We start from the raw sequence: 20955 nt of genomic DNA, 5'->3' as shown, positions 1-20955 counted from the left end.
CGACAGACCGGAGCATCCCATGCCGACCAGCATCGAACCGCTGACCCTCGATCCCGACCGCCTCTTCCCGAGCGACCCCGCGACCCGGGGGGTCGCCCGCGATCTCTACGCGGCCGTCGCCGACCTCCCGATCGTCTCGCCGCACGGGCACGTCGCTCCGTCGCTCCTGCTCGAGGACGAGTCGTTCCGGGACCCGGCCGACCTCCTCATCCGCTACGACCACTACGTCACCCGCCTGCTCCACGCCGACGGCGTCGACCTGGCCGATCTCGGTGTCGGAGGGGCCGCCGCGGAGCCGCGGGAGATCTGGCGCCGCTTCGCGAGCCGCTGGCACCTGTTCGAGGGGACGGCGTCGGGGTACTGGCTGATGCACGAACTGTCGGAGCTGTTCGCGATCGCGGTGAACCCCTCGGCAGCGACCGCCGACGCGATCTACGACGCCATCGCGGAGCGCCTCGCCGAGCCGGAGTTCCGCCCTCGGGCGTTGTTCGAGCGGTTCCGGATCGACGTCCTGGCGACCACGGACGATCCGCTCGACGATCTCGCGGGGCATGCCGCGCTCGCGGCCGATCCGGGCGTCACGGGTCGCGTCCTGCCGACGTTCCGCCCCGACGCCTACCTGGATCCCGCCGCGGCGGCCTTCGGTGACAGCGTGCGCCGGCTCGCCGACCACCACGGGACGGCGCCCGACGACTTCTCGGGGTACCTCGACGCCCTGGAGGCGCGGCGGGCACACTTCATCGCGCACGGCGCGGTCTCGGCCGACCACGGAGTCGCGGACTGCCACACCGCCGATCTGTCTGACGACGCGGCGGCCTCGCTCTTCCGGCTCGCAGTGGCCGGCCGCCTCGATGCTGCCGGCGCGCGGGAGTTCCGCGGCGCGATGCTGCTGCGCATGGCGGGGATGAGCGCTCGCGACGGTCTCGTGATGACCGTGCACGCGGGCGTCGTCCGCAACCACTCCAGTGAGACGCTCCGCGCCTCCGGGCCGGACTCGGGGCACGACATCCCGGCGACCACGACCTTCACGCACGACCTGCGCCCGCTGCTCGAGCGGTACGGACTCGACAGGAATCTGCACCTCGTCCTGTTCACCGTCGATGAGACCGCCTACTCGCGCGAGATCGCGCCGCTCGCCGGCTTCTATCCGAGCGTCTTCATCGGGGCGCCGTGGTGGTTCCTCGATGCTCCCGATGCCGTGCTCAGATTCCGCTCCGCGGTGACCGAGACGGCCGGCTTCTCCCGTGGATCGGGGTTCATCGACGACACCCGCGCGTTCCTCTCGATCCCGGCCCGCCACGACATGTCCCGCCGTCTCGACGCCGTGTTCCTCGCCCGGCTGGTCATCGAGGGCCGGCTGACCCGGCACCAGGCCGAGAGGCGGGTCGTCGACCTCGTCGACGCGCAGCCGAGGAAGGTGTTCAAGCTGTGAGCGGTCACGACTCCGGCGCTCCGGCGCGGACCCGGCGGCCGCCGGTCAGGATCGCCCACCTCGGTCTCGGCGCGTTCCACCGCGCGCACCAGGCCTGGTACACCGCCGCGGCGGAGGATCCCGGCTGGGGCATAGCCGCCTTCACGGGCCGGAGCCCGCAGGCGGCGCAGGAGCTCGCCGCGCAGGACGGCCTGTACTCCCTCGTCGTGCGCTCGGCGGAGCGCGATGACGTGGTCGTCGTCGACAGCATCGTCCGCGCGGAGGAGGGCTCGCGGGTCGATCGGCTCGCCGGGATCCTGTCGTCGCCCGACACGGCGCTCGTGACCCTGACGGTCACCGAGGCCGGCTACGCGCTCGACGCGCAGGGCCGGCCCGATGAGTCGGTCGACGCCATGCGCGAGGACATCGCCCGGCTGCCCGACGCGCTGCGAGCGGGCGGCACGGACGCCGGCCGGACCCCTCTGGGGCGCCTTCTCCTCGGCATCGAAGCCCGTCGCCGCGCCGACGCGGGCCCCCTCGCCGTGGTGCCCTGCGACAACCTGCCCGACAACGGCCCCTTCGTGCGGACGGGGCTGCGCGCCCTCGCCGAGCGCGTGTCGCCTCGGACGCTCGCCTATCTCGACGAGTCCGTCTCGTTCGTGTCGACGTCGGTCGACCGGATCACCCCGAGGACCACCTCCGAGGACGCCGCGACCGTGGCGCGGCTCGCCGGCTGGCACGACCGCGCGCCCGTCGTCACCGAGCCGTTCCACGACTGGGTGCTCTCCGGGGCCTTCCCCGCGGGCCGCCCTGCCTGGGAGCGCGTCGGAGCACGCTTCGTCGACGACATCGAGCCGTTCGAGCGCCGGAAGCTGTGGCTGCTCAACGGAGCCCACTCCCTCCTCGCCTACGTCGGATCGCTCCGCGGGCACAGCACCGTGGCCGAGGCGGTCGGCGATCCGGTGACCCGCGACCTCGTGGAGCAGCTCTGGGACGAGGCGTCGCGCCACCTGCCGACGAGGGGGCTCGACCTGCCCGCCTACCGGGCCGCGCTCCTCGACCGGTTCGACAACGGCCGCATCAGGCACTCGCTCGATCAGATCGGACAGGACGCAGTCGCGAAGCTGCGCGTGCGCATCGCTCCTGTGCTGCTCGCCGAGCGGGACGCGGGCAGAGATGCGCCGAGCGCGGTCGCGGTGCTCGGTGCGTGGGTCGCCGCCGCGCGGTCCGGGAGCCTTCCCGCCGACCGCGCGGGCGCATCGATCTCCCGCGCCGCCGCCGAGACCGGCGACCGTGCTGTGCGCGCACTTCTCCTGCTGATCGACCCGGCGCTCGCGGAGGACTCCTCCATCGTCGCTGCCGTCAGCGCGGCGTCCTACCGACTCGGTCGGCGGTAGCCGTGCGACCCGACAGCGCCCCAGCTTCGCCGATCCCTCGACACCGCCCAGGAGGTCCCACCGCGATGGTCCGGACAGCGCCCGCATCAGCACAGCCCGCGAGTCCCGCCCCCGCCGTCGTCGTGATGGGTGTGGCGGGCTGCGGCAAGACGACCACGGGAGTCGGTCTCGCCGACGCTCTCGGTGGCGTCTTCATCGACGCCGACGACCTGCACCCCGAGGCCAACAAGGCCAAGATGGCGTCGGGGCGGGCTCTCACCGATGAGGACCGCTGGCCGTGGCTGCACGCGGTCGGCGCGGTCTTCCACACCGCGCCCGACGCCGGCACCGTCGTCGCCTGCTCGGCGCTGCGCCGCGTCTACCGCGATCTCCTGCGCACCAGCGCGGGGAGGCCCCTCTTCTTCGTGCACCTGACCGGCACGAGGGAGCTCCACGCCGCCCGCATCCGCGCCCGCACCGGGCACTTCATGCCGCCCGCACTGCTCGCCTCGCAGCTCGCGACACTGGAGCCCCTCGAACCGGGCGAGGACGGCGTCACCGTCGACATCGCCGGCAGCCCCGACGCGATCGTCGAGGCGGCCCTCCTGGCTCTGACGTCGATGCGACGGTGAGCCCAGCGATCTTTATCGAGGACTCGAATCAATTCGACTAGGCTCGGAGGCATGACTGAGAACACACGCGAGCTCCGGGTCGGCGTCGTCGGCCTCGGCTTCGCCGGCACCACTCACCTCGACGCCTTCCAGGCCCTCCCCGGTGCGCGCGTCGTCGCGCTCGCAGGCCAGGAGGAGGCCCGCCTCCGCGAGCTCGGCGCGACCCGCGACGTCCCCGACCTCTACGCCGACTGGGAGGACCTCGTCGCCCGCGACGACCTCGACGTCGTCTCGATCGGCGTGCCCAACCACCTCCACCACCCCATCGCCGTCGCCGCGCTCGCGAGCGGCAAGCACGTCTTCTGCGAGAAGCCGCTCGCCACGACCGCCGAGCTGGCCGCCGAGATGGTGGAGGCGGCGCGCGCGAACGACCGCGTCCTCGAGATCGCCTACAACCACCGCCGCCGCGCCGACGTCGCCTACCTCCGCCGCTACCTCGACGACGCCCCGCTCGGCGACATCTACCACGCCCGCGCCAGCTGGCAGCGGCGCACCGGCATCCCCGGCATCGGCTCCTGGTTCACCAGCAAGGAGCTCGCCGGCGGCGGTCCGCTGATCGACCTCGGCTCGCACGTGCTCGACATCGCGCTGCACCTGCTCGGCGAGCCGAGGGTGACGAGCGTCTCGGCCGTCGCCTACGGCGAGATCGGCCGCTCGGGCCGCGGCGGGCGCCCGCACGGAGTCGCCGCGTCCGGCACGCACGCCTTCGAGGTCGAGGACTTCTCGAGCGCGCTGCTGCGACTCGACACCGGCCGCAGCCTCCAGCTCGACGCCTCCTGGGCCAGCTACTCCAAGGTCTACGAGGACATCGAGGTCGAGCTGCTCGGCTCGGCCGGCGGTGCGCGCCTGCACGTCGCCGACTACGCGACGGAGGGGACCCTCAGCCTCTACTCCGAGGTCGCCGGTGCCCCCACCACCTCGTACCCCGACGTGAAGGTGCCCGCCGGGCACCACCGCTCGGTCATCGCCGAGTTCCTCGAGGCGATCGCCTCGGGGGCCGACGCACCCGCCGGCGGCCCCCGCTACTCCGGTCACTACGGCGAGTACGCGCTGCACCGCAGCCGGGTCGTCGACGCGATCTACCGCTCGGCCGCCGAGAAGAAGGAGGTGGAGGTCGCATGAGCGAGCCCCTCGAGATCCTGGTCTGGAACGAGTTCCGCCACGAGACGCGCGGCGACGAGACGGTGATGCGGCACTACCCGGAGGGGATCCACCGCGTGATCGCCGACGGCCTCGTCGAGTCGCTCGGCGACGACGTCGCGGTGCGCACCGCGACGCTCCCCGAGCCCGAGCACGGCCTGAGCGAGGAGGCGCTCGCGCGCACCGACGTCCTGCTCTGGTGGGGCCACATCGCCCACGGCGAGGTGTCGGACGAGGTGGTGCAGCGCGTTCTGCGGCACGTGCAGGAGGGGATGGGCATCCTGATCCTGCACTCCGCGCACTACTCCAAGATCTTCCGGGCGCTGATGGGCACGACGTGCTCGCTGAAGTGGCGGAACGACCACGACCGCGAGCTGGTCTGGACGATCGCGCCGACGCATCCGATCGCCGAGGGCGTGCCCAGCCCGATCGTGATCCCCGAGCAGGAGATGTACGGCGAGTACTTCGACATCCCGGTGCCGGAGGAGACGGTGTTCCTCTCGACGTTCACCGGCGGCGAGGTGTTCCGCTCCGGAGTCACGTACACGCGGGGCCTGGGCAAGGTGTTCTACTTCTCGCCCGGCGACCAGGACTACCCGGTCTACCACCACCCCGACATCAAGCGGGTGCTGGCGAACGCCGTGCGCTGGGCGCGCCCGAAGCACCCGCGCACGCCGCTGACGGCCGACCACCACCCCCGCGGCTGGTTCGAGTCCTGACCCGCGATTCCTCGAAAGTTGCGGTAGTCGAGCGCGACTACCGCAACTTCTGACTACCGCAACTTCTGAGGAGTCAGGCGCGGCGGCGCTGCAGGGCCGACAGCACGACGAAGCCGACGGCGCCCACCACGAGCGCCGTCAGCGCCGTCCGGAGCGAGACCGCCGGGATCAGCAGCGCCGTCGTGAGGACCTGCCACCCGTAGTCGAGCATCTCGAGCGGGTACGGCCCGAGGGCACGCGAGCTCGACGCGGCCGACACAGCGGTCACCAGCGTCGGCCCGACCCACAGCAGCACCAGGCTCACGACCCAGGCGAGCCCGCGGACGACCGAGGTGAGCCCGCACCACGCGAGAGCGAGCCCGGCGAGGATCCCGGGCAGCCACTGCACCGCGTTCAGCACGGCGAGTCCGGCGACGCTCCCCGCGGCGAGCGGGCCGAGGAGGGTCGACAGCCAGCTCCCCGCGGCGATCGCGGCGATCGAGATCCCGATCGCCGCGCCCGGCGCCGGCGCCCGCGCGAGGAGCAGCAGCACCAGCACGCCGACGACGATCGACGCGACGACGCCCGCGACGAGTGCGGCGAGGTAGACGGAGGAGGGGGTCCCCTCCGAGAGGCCGCCCGCCAGGGTGACCGCCGACTGCACCAGGGCGACGACCTGCACGACGAGCACCCCGAGCACCGCGCCGAGCGTGCCGCGCCCGCGGATCCGCACCGCGAGACCCGCCAGCGCCGAGCCGATCAGGAGCACGGCGGCGATCAGCACGATCGAGTACTGGCTGAACGGCAGGAGCGCGAGCGGCATCGACTGCGGCGCGACCTCCACCCGCCAGAGGTTCTGCACCGGCAGCCGCATCCCCGTCAGGAGCCAGGGGAGCAGCCCGAGCACCGCGGCGACGACCCCCACCGCGACGCCCACCAGTCGAGACCTCATGCCCCCATCCTCCCTGCTCGGTCGACCGTAGAGTTCGGGGACGGCGATCACGAGAGGAGGGGCGCCATGGCCCTCGACGAGAACACCCGCGACCTCGAGAGCGGCATCGTCACCGACCTGCGCGAGAAGATGAGCTACGGCTCGTACCTGTCGCTCGAGACGCTGCTCTCGGCGCAGAACCCGGTGAGCAGCCCCGAGCACCACGACGAGATGCTGTTCATCATCCAGCACCAGACCTCGGAGCTCTGGCTCAAGCTGCTGCTGCACGAGCTGCGCGCCGCGTGCCGGCTGATGGCCGCCGACGACCTCTCCGGGGCGCTGAAGAAGATCGCGCGCGTCAAGCACATCCAGCGGACGATGACCGATCAGTGGTCGGTCCTCGCCACGCTCACGCCGACCGAGTACGCGCAGTTCCGCGACTTCCTGGCGAACTCCTCGGGCTTCCAGTCGCACCAGTACCGGGCGGTCGAGTTCCTGCTCGGCAACAAGAACGCGAAGATGCTCGAGGTCTTCCGCGGCGACGACGCGGCACGGGCCGAGCTGCAGGAGCTGCTCGAGGCGCCGAGCCTGTACGACGAGTTCCTGCGCCTGCTCGCCCGGGCCGGCCACGACGTGCCGGTCGAGCTCCTCGAGCGCGACGTGACCCTCGCGCACGTGTTCACACCGTCGCTGGTGCCCGTCTTCACGCGGATCTACGAGAACGACGGCGAGTTCTGGGGCGCCTACGAGGCCTGCGAGGAGCTGGTCGACGTCGAGGACAACTTCCAGACCTGGCGCTTCCGCCACCTCCGCACCGTGCAGCGCACCATCGGCTTCAAGCCGGGCACCGGCGGGTCGAGCGGAGTCGGGTTCCTGCAGAAGGCGCTCGAGCTCACCTTCTTCCCCGAGCTCTTCGCGGTGCGCACCGAGATCGGGCGACGACCGGAGGACGCGTGACCGACGTCCTCGACCTGCCCGCGCGCGAGCCCGACGAGGTGCTCCGCTACGGCCCTGCGCCCGAGCAGATCGCCGACGTGTACCGCGGGGGAGGCGCCCCCGTCGTGCTCGTGCACGGCGGGTTCTGGCGCAACCGCTACGACCGGAGGCACGCGCGCCCGCTCGCCGCGGCGCTCGCCGACCGCGGGTTCGACGTGCTCCTCCCCGAGTACCGCCGCATCGGCGACCCGGGAGGCGGCCGGCCGGGCACCTTCGACGACGTCCGCTCGGTCGTCGCCGCGATCCCCCGCCTCGGTGCGGCGCGGGCGACACTCGTCGGCCACTCCGCGGGCGGGCACCTGGCCATGTGGTCGCAGGCCGTGGATCCGTCGCCGCACGTGTCGTCGGTCGTGGCGCTCGCCGGCGTGCTCGATCTGCAGGCCGCGGCCGACGCCCGCCTCAGCGCCGACGCGGTCACCGCGCTGCTCGGCCCCTCCGACGAGCACCGGGCCCGGGCGGATCCCCTCCGCCTCCCCGCGCCGCCGATGCCGGTGTCGGTCGTCCACGGCGACCGCGACGCCGAGGTACCGGTGGCGTACAGCCGCCGCTACGCGCGCCGGCACGCCTCCGCGACGCTGCACGAGCTCCCCGGAGTCGGCCACTTCGAGCTGATCGACCCGCGCGAGCCGGCCTTCGAGGTGCTGCTGGGGCTGCTGGCCGACTGACCCGCCTCCACGAGGACCCCGTCGAGCTCGAGTCGCGCATGAGCTCGAGGGGTCCCGGGGAGGTGCCGCTCAGCAGGACGTCAGTCGGGCGACGGAGTCGGAGAGCGTACCCGGACCGCCGAGGAGGACGACCTTCGAGGCCCCGAGGGCGGTGATGTCGTCGAGGACGGCCCGGGGGACGCAGTTCGGGCGGACGGCGAAGAGCGGACTGCCCGTGTAGCCCGCCGCGGTGGCGCCGGCGAGGGCGTCGGGGAAGTTCTCACCGGTCGCGAAGTAGACCGTCTCCGCGGCGGTGAAGGCGGCCTTGTTCAGCTTCTCGGACGTGTCGTAGCGGTCGCTTCCGCCGATGCGGGTGGAGGGGACGGGGAGGGAGTTCTTGATCCCCTCGCTGACCGAGAGGGCGCTTCCCGCGATCGTGAGCGAGGCGGCGCCGAGGTCGGTGACCAGCTGGCGCGTCTGCGCGGTGGTCGTGGAGAGACCGCCGTTGACGAGGATCACCGGGGCGTCGACCGCTCCTGCCGCGGCACTGGCGCTGAGGGCGTCGGGGAACTTCTCGCCCGTCGCGACCCAGGCCGTGCTCGCACCGGAGGGGAACGCGTAGTCGACGATCCTGTTCGCGGTGTCGTAGCGGTCGACGCCCCCGATGCGGACGACGTCGCCGGAGGGCACGTAGTTCCGCAGGTCGGCGAGGAGCGCATCGCTGACGCTCGCCGCAGATCCGACGACGACGATCCTGCTGGGGATGAGGCGCGTGAGCTCGGCGCGGACGGCGGGACTCATGGAGTCCCGGTCGACCAGCAGCAGCGGCCCGCCCTGGGTCGCGGCGGCGGGCGCGGCGGCCAATGCGTCGGGGAACTTGGAGCCGGTCGCGACGTAGGTGACGGGCACGCCGGGCGCGAACGTCGCCTTCGAGATCTCGACGGCGGTGCCCTGCCGGTCGGAGCCCGCGAGGCGAGTGACGTCGACGTCGGGCGCGGGGGTGTCGGTGCGGGTGACGGTGAGCTTGTACTCCTGCGCTCGGGTGACGCTGCTGCGTGGCGTGACCTCGACGTACACATTGCCGGCGGGCGCGATCACCTGGACCGAGCGCAGTGCAGCGCCGTCGCAGTCCGCTCCGCCGAGAGGTGTCCGGGTGATCCTGTTCCCGGCGTTGTCGATGGTCGACACCTCGTAGAGACTGCCCGTTCCCAGGTCGCACGAGAATCGGAAGTCGACGCTGAGCTTCGACGCCTGCGGCATCGTCAGCCGGAAGACGTCGCAATCCGAGTAGGCGCAGTTCCCGTCGAAGAGGGAACCGGCGATGGTTCTTCCTAGGGCGATGGAGTCGGCAGTCGCCGTCGAGTCGTTCCGCTCTGTCTCCACGACTCCCGGGGTGACCGTCGCCGTGAAGGAGTACTGCTCGTTAGACCAGAGCGAGGACCCTGAGGCGCTGATGGACACGTAGAAGACTCCGGAGTCGACGTACATAGCGAGCGCGCGGAGTCTGCTCCCGTCGTAGTCCGCCGAGGAGAGGGTCTGGTCGTAGATCGCGCTCCCCGCCGCGTCGTGCACGCGGATATAGAGCCGCCCGTCGGTGCCGAGGTCGTCCGCGAAGCGGAGATCGAGCTGGAGGCGTCCGGCGCTTCCCGCGGTCGTCTTGTAGGTGTCGCAGGCGAAGTAGGCGCAGCTCACATCCTCGGTGAACGATCCGGAGACTGTTGTACCGAGCGGAAGGACCTGAGCGGTGGAGGTCGTGGTGTTCGGCTCCGCCTCCAGGACCGTGTCGGCCTGCGCCGCCGGCGCGACGAGCAGTGTCGCAGTCACCGCCACGGCCGCGAGGAGCGCCTGGATCGGCCGGAGGAACGCCTGTCGTGCTGTGCGGTGCAGGGACGACATGGGTCGCCTTTCTCAGCGGGGAGCGGAATCGACCAGTCACGTCGCCATGACGGGGAGGCGGACGGTGAATACTCGGTGCCCGCGCCCGATCAGAGTAGGGGTGCGCTCGCCCCGATTCCCAGAGGGGAACTACCTAAGAGACATTGAGTGCACTGGCGCCCCTTCCGCAGCCGCACGACGCGCTTCGGGATCAGGCTGGGCGTCGACTCAGATCGCCGGCGGGTACAGGAAGAGCGGGACCTGCGCCGTCGGGAACGTGCGCGTCACGTAGCTGTGCTTGCCGCCGTAGTTGTACTCCTCGAGGAGCACGGTGCCGTCGTCGTTCACCTTCTGCACGTACGAGACGTGGTTGTAGGTCCACCAGGCGACGCAGCCCACGATCGGGGTGCTGCTGGTCGCCCAGCCCTTCGCGGCCCAGTTGTCGGGCCACTCCCACGCGCTGCCGCCGAGCGGGGTGATGTTGCCCCAGGTGTACTTCCACGGCGCGGAGGTGGCGCCGGCGTCGCGGTTCAGGCGCCACGCCACGAAGTCGACGCACTCGCGGTAGTAGTAGCCGAGAGGCGAGAGTCCGCCGCCGTCGTCGTCGATGGTCTCGTAGGGCCACGGGTAGTCGTCGCCGACCGCGCGGGTCTGCACGGTCGTGAAGGCGCCTCCGTCGGAGCTCGACAGCACGGCCGCCTGGCGGCTGGCCTCGTCGAGCTGCGCCTGGGTCGGCGCGGCGAAGGCGTCGCGGACGGCGGTCTGGCCGGCCGCCTCCGACGAGACGGTGAGGTTCTGCAGGTCGGCGCGGGCGGTTCCGGCGCCGGCGGCGGCACCGGTCGTGCTCCTCGCTCCGTAGGCGGGGATCGCGGCGGTCGCGAAGAGTCCGCCGACGACCGAGAAGGTGGCGAAGGTGAGGGCGCGGCGGCTCAGGCCGTTCGAGCGCGGGTCGGCGGGCGGCGCGGTCCGCTGCAGGGGAGCGGCGGCCGGACGGGGCGCGGGGAGCTCAGCGGCTCGGGCTTCCGCGACTCGGGCCTCCGCGGCGCGCGCCTCGCGGCGGGTGAGCGGCGCGGCGGCGGGGGAGGACGTGTCGTGACACTCCGCTGGGACGGGAATGTCAGGGTGCGACACGCGTGTGCTCTCCTCGGATCGGGGCCAGGGGGGTGCGGGCGTTGGCCCGGCGAGGAGCGAGTCTAGCTCGCAGCCCGAACATCACGAAACGGTCACGGAGGAATCGGTCGGACGACACCGAGACGCGGGCGAGCGCCGGTGGGAGGATGAACGCCACAGGAAGGGAACCGCCATGACCGATCCTCTCCCCTCCGGACCCGTGCTCGTCGGCGTCGTCGACGGCCAGCGGCCCGAGGTCGTCCGCACCGCCGCGCGCTTCGCCGCTGGGCTCGGCGCGCCGCTCCTGCTGCTCTCGGTCGAGCCCGACCCCTACCTCGTCGGGGAGTACGTCGATCCGATGACCGGCGGCATCCCGATCGGCCTGGTCCCGCGCGACGGGGGCGGGCCGGCGGCGAGTCCGTCGCTCCGCGCCCAGATCGAGGCGGCGCTCGCCGACCTCGACGTGCCGTGGACGCTGCGGGTCGCCGAGGGGGAGCCCGCGCTGGCCCTCAGCGCGGTGGCGGAGGAGACCGATGCGCGGATGATCGTGGTCGGCACGCGCGACTCCGGGGTCCTCGCGAGCATCGCGGAGTTCCTCAGCGGGAGCGTCGCCGTGCACCTGGCGCACCGTCAGCACCGCCCGGTCATGGTCGTCCCACTGCGCGACTCGTCGCGGCGGGCACCCTGGGACCTCGCGGAGTGACGCCGCTCCACCTGCGCCCGCGCGCGATCCTCCTGGTCGCGGCCGGCGGCACGGTCGGGACGGCCGCCCGGTACGGCGTGTCCCTCCTCCTCCCGCCGCTCGGCGATCTGCCCGTCGCCACGATCGTGGTGAACCTCACCGGAGCCCTCCTGCTCGGCCTGCTGCTCGAGTCGCTCGCGCGGCGCGGGCCCGACGACGGCGGGCGGCGGACGCTGCGCCTCCTGCTCGGGACGGGCGTGCTCGGCGGCTACACCACCTACAGCACCTTCTCGCTCGACACCGTGGCGCTGCTCGAGGCGGGGCGCTTCGCCGAGTCGGTCCTCTACACCGCGGTGACGCTCGTGATCGGAACGGCTGCGGCCGCGCTGGGCATCGCGATCGCGGCGCGACGCAGGAGAGTGGCCGGATGATCGGGCTCGCGCTGTTCCTCGGCGTCGCGCTGGCCGGGGGAGTCGGCGCGGCGGCCCGCCTCGTCGTCGACGGAGTCGCGCGCTCGCTGATCCCCGTGCGCTGGCCGGTGGGGACCGCGATCATCAACGTCGCCGGGTCGCTCCTGCTCGGAGTCGTCACCGGCCTCGCGCTCTCGGGTGCGGTCGGCGCCGAGTGGCGCGCCGTGCTCGGCACGGGCCTCCTGGGCGGCTTCACGACCTTCAGCACGGCGAGCGTCGACGCCGCACGGATGCTGCTCGAGGGCCGCTGGGCGGCCGGGCTCGGCTACGGCCTCGGGATGTGGGCGGCCGCGCTCGTGGCCGCCGTCCTCGGGCTCGCGATGACGGGGGCTCTCGCGCCGGTGTGACCTCGGTGTCTCAGTGACCGCACCGTTATCCGACAATGGGCGAAGATGTGCGTGTGACATCTATGGGGGGCGTTAAAGATCTGAGGGTGGCCGTCATCGACGACCAGCCGCTGTACCGGCAGATGCTGGCGTCGCTGCTGCGATCGGTGCCGGGGGTGCTGAGCGTCGTCGAGGCGTCCTCAGTGGCCGAGGCGCGCGAGCGGGTGCGGGCGGCCGACCTCGACGTCGCGGTGATCGACATCGAGCTCGGCGACGGCGACGGGATCGAGCTCGGCCGAGAGCTGCGCGCCTCCTCGCCCGAGCTCGCCGTCGTGCTGCTCTCGGCGGTCGACGCGATGCACCGCTTCCTGCGGCTCGACCGCTCGGAGGCTCGCGGCTGGAGCTACCTCTCGAAGACCTCGTCGCTCTCGGTCGCGGCGCTGCTCACGGCGATCCGGGCGACGGCCGACGGGCGGACCGTCCTCGATCCCGCGCTGGTCGCCGCCCGGACCGCGCGCAGGAACTCGCCCGTCGCCTCCCTCAGCCGCCGGCAGTACGAGGTGCTGACCGGCCTCGCGTCGGGCCTCACCAACGCGGCGATCGCCGAGCGGCTCGGCATCGCCGTCCGCTCCGTCGACAACCACGTGAACGCCCTCTACGCGGCGCTCGGCGTGCGCTCCGACGGCTCCCGCAACCCGAGGATCGAGGCGACCCTGCAGTTCCTCGAGCACACCGGATGACCCGGGGCGTCCTGCGTCCGGCTCTCAGCGACGCGGCGGAGGACAACCGGATCGTGCGCGGCACCGTCGCGCTGCTCGGCGGCGTGCTCTCGGTCCTCGCCGCGCTGCAGGCGGTGTTCGCGCTCGGGATGCTCTCGCAGGCCCTGCGCGGAGTGGAGGGCGGACCCCTCGTCGATGTCGTCGTGCGCGTGGTCGTGAACGCCGCCGCCTTCGGTCTGGCGATCGCGCTGCTCGCGCTGGTGCGCCCCGAGCGGTTCCCGCGGCGGGGCCGGGTGCTGTGGACGGCGCTGATCGCGACGAGCGCCTCCCTGGTGCGCTGCGCCCTGCAGGTGCTCACCGGCGTGTACCCGGCGACGGCGATCCACGTCCTGCTCATCGAGCTGGCCGTCGGCATCGTGGTCCTCGGGTTGATCACGGCGTTCGGGTTCCTCCTGGTGCGGGCCGCGCGCCGCGTCCGCGACAAGGAGCGCGAGCGCGCCCGCGTCGTGCTGCAGGCGGTCGAGGCCGTCCAGGCGCTCCAGCAGGAGGAGCTGCGCGTGCGTCGCGAGATCGCCCAGCGCCTCCACGGCACCCTCCAGAACATGCTCGTGGTGCTCGTCGCCGAGCTGCGCGCCGCCGCGGTCGTCAACGACCGAGAGCGCCTCGACGCGGTGGCCGCGCGCCTCGACCACCTCCGCGAGTCCGAGGTGCGCGCGGCGGGCAACGCGCTCTACCCCGTCGACATCGAGCACGGACTCGTGGCCGCCGTCCGCGATCTCTTCGCGCGCCTCCCCCTCGAGATCGCCGTCGAGCTCGACGTCGACGAGCGCTACTCCGCTCTGGAGGCGCGCAGCATCACCGTCGACCAGCGGATCCTGCTCGTGCGCCTGATCGAGGAGGCGCTCACCAACGCCTTGAAGCACGGCGGCGCCCGAGCCGTCCGGCTGCGCCTCGCGGTGGAGGCGGCGCCTGCGGAGACCGCTCCTCCCTCTGTCGTGCTGGGTCTCGACGACGACGGCCGCGGCGTCGACGCCGGCGCCCGCTGGTCGGGCCTCGAGCGCCTGTCGCGGCAGTTCGCGGTCTACGGAGGCTCGCTCGAGCTGCTCCCGTCGCCCGCGCTGGGCGGCGCCCGGCTCGCCGCGCGGCTGCCGCTGCGGTCGTAGCGCGGGCGCTCCCGCGGTGCGCCGGAACCCGACCTCCGGCTCGCGGAATCACGTTCAACTCGTGGAATCACGTTCGGCTCGTCAGAACACGTTCGGCTCGTCAGAACGGGCGAGTATCGCGAGCCAGAAGTTGTTTCGCGAGCCGGAGATCGGCTGCCGCTGCGGTCATATCGCTCGGCGCGCCGGAAACCCGACCTCCGGCTCGCGAAATCGCGCTCGGCTCGTCAGAACAGGCGAATCCTGCGAGCCGGACAATGTTTCGCGAGCCGGAGGTGTGCCCAGGCGTGGCGGAGGCTGACATGGAGGTCGTCGGTCCTCCACAGGTTCTGTCCGGGCTCGAGTTGTCCGCTTCGGGGTGCGTGGTCGGGTGGGTGTCAGTGGTCCCTGATTCAATATCTGTATGGCAGATGTGGGGCAGGTGGGTTCGGCGGAGGCGTCGCTCGAGGGGGTCCTCGAGGCGGGCGATGACGCGGGCCGTCTGGCGCGTGCTGCGTCGCCGTGGCTGCTGGCGTCGGTGGTGCGCATCTACGAGGGCTATCGGATGGCGCTGACTCTCCCTCTGGCGTTTGCGCGGGGCGGTCTGTCGGGGAGCGAGTCGAATCATCTGGTGGAGCGCTCGATCCGGGCGGAGCTCGCGCTCGCGTCCGGGGTGTCGGAGCGTGATGTGGCCCGGGATCTGGAGCGCGGGTTCCTGCTGGTCGGGGACCTGCCCCTGACCCGCGCTGCCCTCGGTGAGGCGCGGATCCTGTGGCAGGCGGGTGTGGTGATCTGCGATGTCGCGGGGAGTCTGCCGCCGCAGGCGCGTGGTGCGTTCGATGAGGAGGCGGCGCAGCTCGCCGTCTCGAAGACCCCGACCCAGTTGCGGCGCGCTCTGGCGCGATTGCGGGAGCGGCTGCATGACGAGCCCCTCGCCCAGCGGCACGTGCGCGCCCGGGAGGGCCGTGGGGTGTGGCTGACGCCCGAGGTCGACGGGATGGCGACGCTCAGCGCTTGCCTTCCGGCTGAGGCTGCGGCGGGCGCCTACAACCGTCTCGACCGCATCGCACGAACTCTCCGAGACGGGCCGGAGGGTGAAGGGACGGGGGATGAGCGGACGCTCGCGCAGTTGCGCGCCGACGCGCTCACCGATCTGCTCTGCGACGGAGACGTCACCGGGACCACACCGATCGCAGACGCGGCTGACGCGACTCCGACCTTCGTGCCCGGGATCCGCGCGGAGGTGCGGCTGACGCTCCCCGCGACCACGGCAGCCGGTCTGGACGACGCGCCTGCTGATCTCGACGGCTACGGCCCGATCCCCGCTGATGCCGCACGTGAACTCGTCGGAGTCGCCGCCTCCTTCACCCGCGTCCTCACCGACCCGGACACCGGCAGAGTGGTCTCCGTCGGTCGCACGCGCCGTGTTCCGCCGCCGCGGATGCGTCTGGCGCTGCAGTTGCGGGATCAGACCTGCCGCTTCCCGGGTTGCACCCGGCCGGCGTCCACGGCCGAGGCGGACCACACCATCGAGTGGCGCAACGGAGGCGCGACGTCCCTCGAGAACCTCGCGTCGCTGTGCACCGCCCACCACCACGTCCGCCACGGGGACCGCTGGACGTACGTCCTGCATCCCGACGGGACCGCGGAGTGGACCACCCCCACCGGCCGGCGCGTCACCTCCCACCCACCCGCCCTCCCGGGGCGACCGCTCGCGCCACCGCCGCCCCGCGCTTCGACGACGCACCACCGCCCTTCTGATGCGTCCGCCCGAACCGTCGGAGCGGTGCGCAGCGGGATCCGACGACTACACGCCCCGAGCGGCTGATCGAGCGACCTCGCTCTCGCTGACGTGTCGCCGTGCCCCCGCATCCCGCCCGGTCCCGCCTCCTCTGCGCCCGTGCTTCGTCGTCGCACCAGCCGCCCCCGATTCAGCTGCGCCCCTCTGCTCCGATCGCAGCGGTGCGGTCCTGGAGGCCACCGACCGCCCACCCTCGGGCGCTCGACCGAGCCACCCTTCTCGCCGATGTGACGCCGCACCCCCGACCCGACCATCAGCCTCCGCCTCCGCCTCCGCGATTCTGCGACAGGCCACCCGCCTCACCGCACCTCCTCCACCCCGCGCACGCACTCCCCTTCATGACCATCAAACGGGGGATACCCCGTGGTGCCACCCCGACCCGCGGATCTGCGAGAGTGGGCGCGTCCCCCGAGCGCGGGGGCGACGGGGGGCCGCGTGAGCGACGAGACTTCTGCCGCCGCCGTCTCCGGAGTCGCCTCGCCCGAGCGCGCAGCCTCCCTGGGCTCCATCCGGGCGCTCCGTCTCGGAGTCGGCGCAGCCGGCATCCTCCTGGCCGTCGTCCTGCTCGTTCCCAACGCGCCGGCCCTGCCGGGGCGCTGGCTCCCGTTCCTCGTGCTGCTCGTCGCGATGTGGTTCACGGCGTCGTTCCGCCTCGAGCTCGCCTCCGGCATCGGCACGGTCACCTTCGGCGTCGGCGTCGCCGTGCTCGGATTCCTCGCGCAGGACGTCCCCGCGGCCGAGGCGCTGCTCCTCTGGCTCCTGGCCCTCGTGATCCTCCAAGTGCTCTCGCGGCGCCCGTGGCTGGCGATCGTCTACTGGACGGGCCTCGCGTCGCTCTCGGGCGGCGCCTTCCTCCTCGTGCTCTCGCTGTTCCCGACGACAGGCTGGTGGCCCGTGCTCGCGGCGGTACCGGCGGTCCTCGCCTACGGCGTGCTGTCGATCGGGCTCGAGTACCTCCAGGCGTGGCTCTCGCTCGCCGAGGTCCCGGACGTGCCGCGCCCCGCTCTGCGCCTCGACCGCGTCGTGCTCGTGCTGGTCCTCAACGCCGGTCTGGTGGCGCTCGCCTACGGTGCGCACCTCTCCTCGGGCGTCCAGCGCATCGAGATCGGCGACGGTCTCGAGATCCGCTCGGCCAACGCCCTCGTGGTCGTCGCGCTCGTCATCGCCGTCGTGAGTCAGAACCTGCGGCGCACCCGCGTCGAGCGCAAGCTCAACGGCCTGATCGAGGCCTCCCTCGCGCTGCCCTGGGGCGACCAGGCGGCGATCCTCGAGACGCTCGAGCGGGCCGCGCGCACGGCGATCCCCTCGGCCAGCACCCGCGTCGCCGAGGAGCCGGGCCGCCGCTTCGAGCTCTCGGCGCCGGTGACCGCGCCGGGCACAGGGGTGCGGCACATCGTCCTGACGCGCCGCCCCGACTCCGACGGCTTCTCGCTGCTCGAGCACCGGACCCTGCTCGCCCTCGCGCACATCGCGACGCAGGCGCTCTACGACCGGCGCACCACGCGCACCCTGCGCGACCAGGCGACGACCGACACGCTGACCGGACTCACTAATCTGCGCGGGCTCTACGAGGAGTTCGCCGCGATCACCGACCCCGGCCAGCGCGCCATGCTCTTCATGGACCTCGACGACTTCAAGGCGGTCAACGACACGCACGGCCACTCGACGGGCAACGTCGTCCTCGAGGAGGTCGGCCGCCGGATCCGCGAGAGCGTGCGCAGCGACGACGTGGTCGCGCGCATCGGCGGGGACGAGTTCGCCGTGCTCCTCGACTCGGTCACCGCGGGAGCCGTCGCGCTGCGCATCGCCCGCGCCGTCGAGCGCCCGATCATGGTCGGCGGCGCGACCCTCCACCCCCGCATCAGCATCGGCGCCCCGGTCGCTGTCGACGGCGGCACTTTCGACCGGGTGATGCAGGAGGCGGACGCACGGATGTACGAATCGAAGAAGGATCGCAAGGGTGCGCTCCCCGAGGGGGGCGACCTCCTCGCCGAGATCCACTCCGCCGTGCTCGACGGGACCGTCCGGGTCGCGTTCCAGCCGGTGATCGACGTCGCCGAGCGGCGCATCATCGGCTTCGAGGCCCTGGCCCGGCACACGCGGCCCGACGGGACGCCGCTGAGTCCGCTCACGCTGGTCGACATCGCCCGCTCGCTCGGGCTGCTCGACCGGCTCACGATGCAGATCGTCGACCAGGCGGTGTCGTGCATGGCCGAGTTCCGCGAGATCGACGCGAGCGTCGCGTTCCTCAGCGTGAACATCGAGGCCGAGCAGCTGATGCACGACGAGGTCGTCGACCTGATCCTGTCGCACCGCACGGCGGAGCAGGGCATCCAGCTCTGCCTCGAGCTCACGGAGGGATCGATCGGCCACGTCGACGAGGCCGTCATCGAGCGAGTGCGGATGCTCACCACCGACGGCATCGCGATCGCGCTCGACGACTACGGGCAGGAGCACGCGGCGGCGGCGGCCCTGCTGACCGTGCCCCTCAGCATCGTCAAGATCGACCGGGTCTTCCTCTCGGACGAGGAGAATCCGCGGCACGCCACGATCCTTCGCTCGATCATCAACCTCGTCTCGGACCTCGACATGCACACGATCGTCGAGGGCGTCGAGACGCCGTCGGCGCACGCGCTGCTGACGAGCCTCCGGGCCGAGCGCGCGCAGGGCTACTTCTACGGGCGCCCGCTGTTCCCCGACCTCGTCAAGGAGCGCCTGCGCGCGACGGGCACGGCGGCCCTGCCCGACCAGCCCTCGGCCTGAGCGGCCGCGCTCAGCGGCTCCCCGGGGCGCTGCCGGCGGTCGGGGCGGTGGCGGTGTCGACGGGTGCCGTCAGTGAGACGGAGTAGCCCGCGTCGACGTCTCCGCTGATCGCGGCGAGCTGCAGCGCGCCGCCGTCGTCACCGAAGACGTTGTCGGAGTCGAGGGTCACCTGCTGGAGGTTCCCGGCCGAGCCGCTGTACGCGTCGAGCGCGTAGACCGCGGCGCACGCCTCCTCCGGCAGCGCGACCTGAGAGGTCGCGATCGCGTTCGAGGCGTCGGTGATCGCGTCGATCCCGGGGTAGACCTCGAAGTGGATGTGCGGCCAGCGCCCCGAGTAGCAGGCGGGGAACACCGAGGTGAAGGTCACCCTGCCGTTCGCGTCGGCGACCTGCACTCCACGGAGGTAGGTCTCGTCCTCGATGCCGCTGGAGTACATCGAGTAGTTCCCGCCCGCGTCGCAGTGCCAGACGTACACGGCGACCCCCGCGAACGGCACGCCGCCGTTCGCCAGATCGAGGACGGTCAGGCTGAGCGTCATCGGGACGCCGTCGGCCGTCGCCCCGCCGTCGATGCTCGAGCGGATGTCGCTGCGGACGACCCCCGAGTCCTCGAGCACGTCGGCACCGTTCGAGCCGTCGCCCGGGTAGGGGCCGGCGGTCTCGTCGGGGATCTCGGCTCCGGAGGCGGTCGCAGCGGCCGATGCGGTGGCGGAGGCGGTGGCGGTCGCCGACGCGCTCGTGCCGCCCGCCGTCGAGCACGCGGCGAGTCCGACCGAGGCGGCGCCGACTCCGATCAGCGAGAGCACGCGGCGCCGGCCGACGAGGGTGCCGATGTCGAAGAGCAGGCCCTGGTCGACGACCTCCTCGTCGGGGCGGTCGAGGCGGCGGCCCTCGTAGGCGAGTCCGTCGGGGGTGCGCTGGGGCTCGGGAATGCGGGTCATCGGGGTGCTCCTCGGGGGTCGTGGTGTCCGTCGGGAGCCATGCTGACCGGCGAGGCTATGCGGTTCCGATGAGCCGTCCATGAGCACCAGGCGCGTCGCGGTCGGACCCGGTGGGTATCGTGGCGCCTGTCCGCGGGCGACGTCCGCGGTCGATCGAGGGAGACCACCGTGACCCAGGGATGCCTCCGCGTCGTCGCCGCCACCCCCATCAGCGACGAGCTGATCGCGCGCGTGGTCGAGCTCGAGCCGCGGATCGACTTCGTCGCCGACCAGAGCCTCCTCCCCCCGATGCGCCACCCCGGAGACCACCAGGGGGACCCCGGCTTCGAGCGCACCGCCGAGCAGCAGGCGGCGTTCGAGGCGCTGATCGACTCGGCCGAGGTGCTCTACGGAGTCCCCGACGAGACCCCGTCCGCCCTCGCCCGCGCCGTCGCCGCCAACTCCGGGCTGCGCTGGGTGCAGACGATGCCCGCGGGCGGCGGCGGCCAGGTGAAGGCGGCGGGGCTCGACTCCGAGCAGCTCGAGCGGGTCGCGTTCTCGACGTCGGCCGGCGTGCACGCCACGCCGCTCGCCGAGTTCTCGGTCTTCGGCCTCCTCGCCGGAGCCAAGACGCTGCCCCGGCTGCAGTCGCTCCAGAGCGACCGCGTCTGGGGATCGCGCTGGACGATGGGGCTGCTCTCGCAGCAGACGATCCTCGTCGTCGGCCTCGGCAGCATCGGCCGCGAGACCGCCCGCCTCCTCGCGCAGTTCGGCGCCCGCGTGATCGGCACGAGCCGCCACGAGACCTCCCTCGAGCACGTCGACGAGATCGTCCAGCCCTCTGCGATCGCCGAGGTGGCGGGGCGCGTCGACGGAGTCGTGGTGACGCTGCCCGGGACCAGCGCGACCGAGAAGCTGGTCGGCTCCGACTTCTTCGCGGCGCTGAAGCCCGGGGCGACGCTCGTCAGCGTCGGCCGCGGCACGGTGATCGACGAGGAGGCGATGATCGCCGCCCTCGAGGACGGCCGCGTCGGCTTCGCCGCGCTCGATGTCGTGGCCGAGGAGCCGCTCTCCTCCGACAGCCCGCTCTGGGCGCACCCGAACGTGCTGATCAGCCCGCACACCGCTGCCCTCAACGCCGCGGAGGACCGCCTGATCGCCGAGCTCTTCGCCGGCAACGCGACGCGGTTCCTCGACGGCGAGCCGCTGATCAACCGCGTCGACACGGTCGAGTTCTACTGAGCGAGGGGTCGAATCCACCCCGAAGGCCCTGTTTCTGCGGTA

Annotated in this window: 19 protein-coding genes; 15 read left to right on the top strand and 4 right to left on the bottom strand. The window is 72.5% G+C overall.

Annotated elements, in window-relative coordinates; all coding sequences use genetic code 11:
• The first annotated feature begins 19 nt into the window (after positions 1-19).
• The 5 genes from uxaC to GRS96_RS00595 all read left to right on the top strand — a co-directional run bounded on the left by uxaC (position 20) and on the right by GRS96_RS00595 (position 5317).
• Positions 20-1432: a glucuronate isomerase gene (uxaC, locus tag GRS96_RS00615; RefSeq protein WP_204162009.1), complete on the top strand. Its 1413-nt coding sequence runs from the start codon at positions 20-22 to the stop codon at positions 1430-1432.
• Positions 1429-2808, top strand: a complete 1380-nt coding sequence (locus GRS96_RS00610) for a mannitol dehydrogenase family protein (protein WP_159987443.1) — start codon at positions 1429-1431, stop codon at positions 2806-2808. Before uxaC ends, GRS96_RS00610 begins: the two co-directional genes overlap by 4 nt.
• 65 nt (positions 2809-2873) lie before the next feature.
• Positions 2874-3419, top strand: a complete 546-nt coding sequence (locus tag GRS96_RS00605; protein WP_159987442.1) for a gluconokinase — start codon at positions 2874-2876, stop codon at positions 3417-3419.
• Positions 3420-3470: 51 nt separating this feature from the next.
• The gene (locus GRS96_RS00600) at positions 3471-4580 is read left to right on the top strand and encodes a Gfo/Idh/MocA family protein (protein ID WP_159855495.1); all 1110 of its coding nucleotides are present in this window, start codon (positions 3471-3473) and stop codon (positions 4578-4580) included.
• Positions 4577-5317 carry a ThuA domain-containing protein gene (locus GRS96_RS00595; protein ID WP_159855496.1) on the top strand — a complete coding sequence of 247 codons (741 nt, stop codon included), beginning with the start codon at positions 4577-4579 and terminating at the stop codon, positions 5315-5317. Before GRS96_RS00600 ends, GRS96_RS00595 begins: the two co-directional genes overlap by 4 nt.
• Positions 5318-5390: 73 nt before the next feature.
• Here the strand turns inward: GRS96_RS00595 and GRS96_RS00590 are convergent, their stop codons facing one another.
• Entirely contained in the window at positions 5391-6248 is an 858-nt protein-coding gene (locus tag GRS96_RS00590) for a hypothetical protein (RefSeq protein WP_159987441.1), read from the bottom strand.
• 66 nt (positions 6249-6314) lie between these two features.
• On the opposite strand from GRS96_RS00590, the gene GRS96_RS00585 reads away from it, so the two are divergent.
• Both GRS96_RS00585 and GRS96_RS00580 read left to right on the top strand, forming a co-directional pair.
• On the top strand, positions 6315-7184 hold the full coding sequence (locus GRS96_RS00585) for a tryptophan 2,3-dioxygenase (RefSeq protein ID WP_159855498.1): 870 nt from the start codon (positions 6315-6317) through the stop codon (positions 7182-7184).
• Positions 7181-7888, top strand: coding sequence for an alpha/beta fold hydrolase (locus GRS96_RS00580; protein WP_159987440.1), 708 nt, complete (start codon positions 7181-7183; stop codon positions 7886-7888). Before GRS96_RS00585 ends, GRS96_RS00580 begins: the two co-directional genes overlap by 4 nt.
• Positions 7889-7957: 69 nt before the next feature.
• On the opposite strand, the gene GRS96_RS00575 is transcribed toward GRS96_RS00580, so the two are convergent.
• Both GRS96_RS00575 and GRS96_RS00570 read right to left on the bottom strand, forming a co-directional pair.
• Complete coding sequence (locus tag GRS96_RS00575; RefSeq protein WP_159987439.1) at positions 7958-9763, bottom strand: cell wall-binding repeat-containing protein; 1806 nt, start codon at positions 9761-9763, stop codon at positions 7958-7960.
• A gap of 207 nt (positions 9764-9970) precedes the next feature.
• A complete protein-coding gene (locus GRS96_RS00570; protein ID WP_159987438.1) occupies positions 9971-10873 on the bottom strand; it encodes a CHAP domain-containing protein in 903 nt (300 codons plus the stop codon).
• Positions 10874-11045: 172 nt separating this feature from the next.
• Between GRS96_RS00570 and GRS96_RS00565 the strand changes: the two genes are divergently transcribed.
• From GRS96_RS00565 to GRS96_RS00535, 7 genes are all read left to right on the top strand, one after another.
• Positions 11046-11555, top strand: a complete 510-nt coding sequence (locus tag GRS96_RS00565) for a universal stress protein (protein WP_159855504.1) — start codon at positions 11046-11048, stop codon at positions 11553-11555.
• A complete protein-coding gene (gene crcB / locus GRS96_RS00560; protein WP_159987437.1) occupies positions 11552-11965 on the top strand; it encodes a fluoride efflux transporter CrcB in 414 nt (137 codons plus the stop codon). Before GRS96_RS00565 ends, crcB begins: the two co-directional genes overlap by 4 nt.
• Positions 11962-12351: a fluoride efflux transporter FluC gene (locus GRS96_RS00555; RefSeq protein ID WP_204162008.1), complete on the top strand. Its 390-nt coding sequence runs from the start codon at positions 11962-11964 to the stop codon at positions 12349-12351. The genes crcB and GRS96_RS00555 overlap by 4 nt, the downstream gene beginning before the upstream one ends.
• Before the next feature lie 86 nt (positions 12352-12437).
• A complete protein-coding gene (locus GRS96_RS00550) occupies positions 12438-13070 on the top strand; it encodes a response regulator (protein ID WP_235021902.1) in 633 nt (210 codons plus the stop codon).
• The gene (locus GRS96_RS00545) at positions 13067-14212 is read left to right on the top strand and encodes a sensor histidine kinase (protein WP_159987436.1); all 1146 of its coding nucleotides are present in this window, start codon (positions 13067-13069) and stop codon (positions 14210-14212) included. Before GRS96_RS00550 ends, GRS96_RS00545 begins: the two co-directional genes overlap by 4 nt.
• Before the next feature lie 400 nt (positions 14213-14612).
• Complete coding sequence (locus GRS96_RS00540) at positions 14613-16016, top strand: HNH endonuclease signature motif containing protein (RefSeq protein ID WP_159987435.1); 1404 nt, start codon at positions 14613-14615, stop codon at positions 16014-16016.
• A gap of 408 nt (positions 16017-16424) precedes the next feature.
• On the top strand, positions 16425-18752 hold the full coding sequence (locus GRS96_RS00535; protein ID WP_159855514.1) for a putative bifunctional diguanylate cyclase/phosphodiesterase: 2328 nt from the start codon (positions 16425-16427) through the stop codon (positions 18750-18752).
• Between the two features lie 10 nt (positions 18753-18762).
• Here the strand turns inward: GRS96_RS00535 and GRS96_RS00530 are convergent, their stop codons facing one another.
• A complete protein-coding gene (locus GRS96_RS00530) occupies positions 18763-19692 on the bottom strand; it encodes an intradiol ring-cleavage dioxygenase (RefSeq protein ID WP_159987434.1) in 930 nt (309 codons plus the stop codon).
• Positions 19693-19860: 168 nt separating this feature from the next.
• Between GRS96_RS00530 and GRS96_RS00525 the strand changes: the two genes are divergently transcribed.
• The gene (locus GRS96_RS00525) at positions 19861-20913 is read left to right on the top strand and encodes a D-2-hydroxyacid dehydrogenase (RefSeq protein ID WP_204162007.1); all 1053 of its coding nucleotides are present in this window, start codon (positions 19861-19863) and stop codon (positions 20911-20913) included.
• Positions 20914-20955 lie beyond the last annotated feature (42 nt).

This window comes from Rathayibacter sp. VKM Ac-2803, from assembly GCF_009807175.1.
GTDB lineage: Bacteria > Actinomycetota > Actinomycetes > Actinomycetales > Microbacteriaceae > Rathayibacter.
The sequence above is the reverse complement of the archived record's forward strand: the minus strand, read 5'-3'. Positions and strand labels throughout refer to the sequence as shown.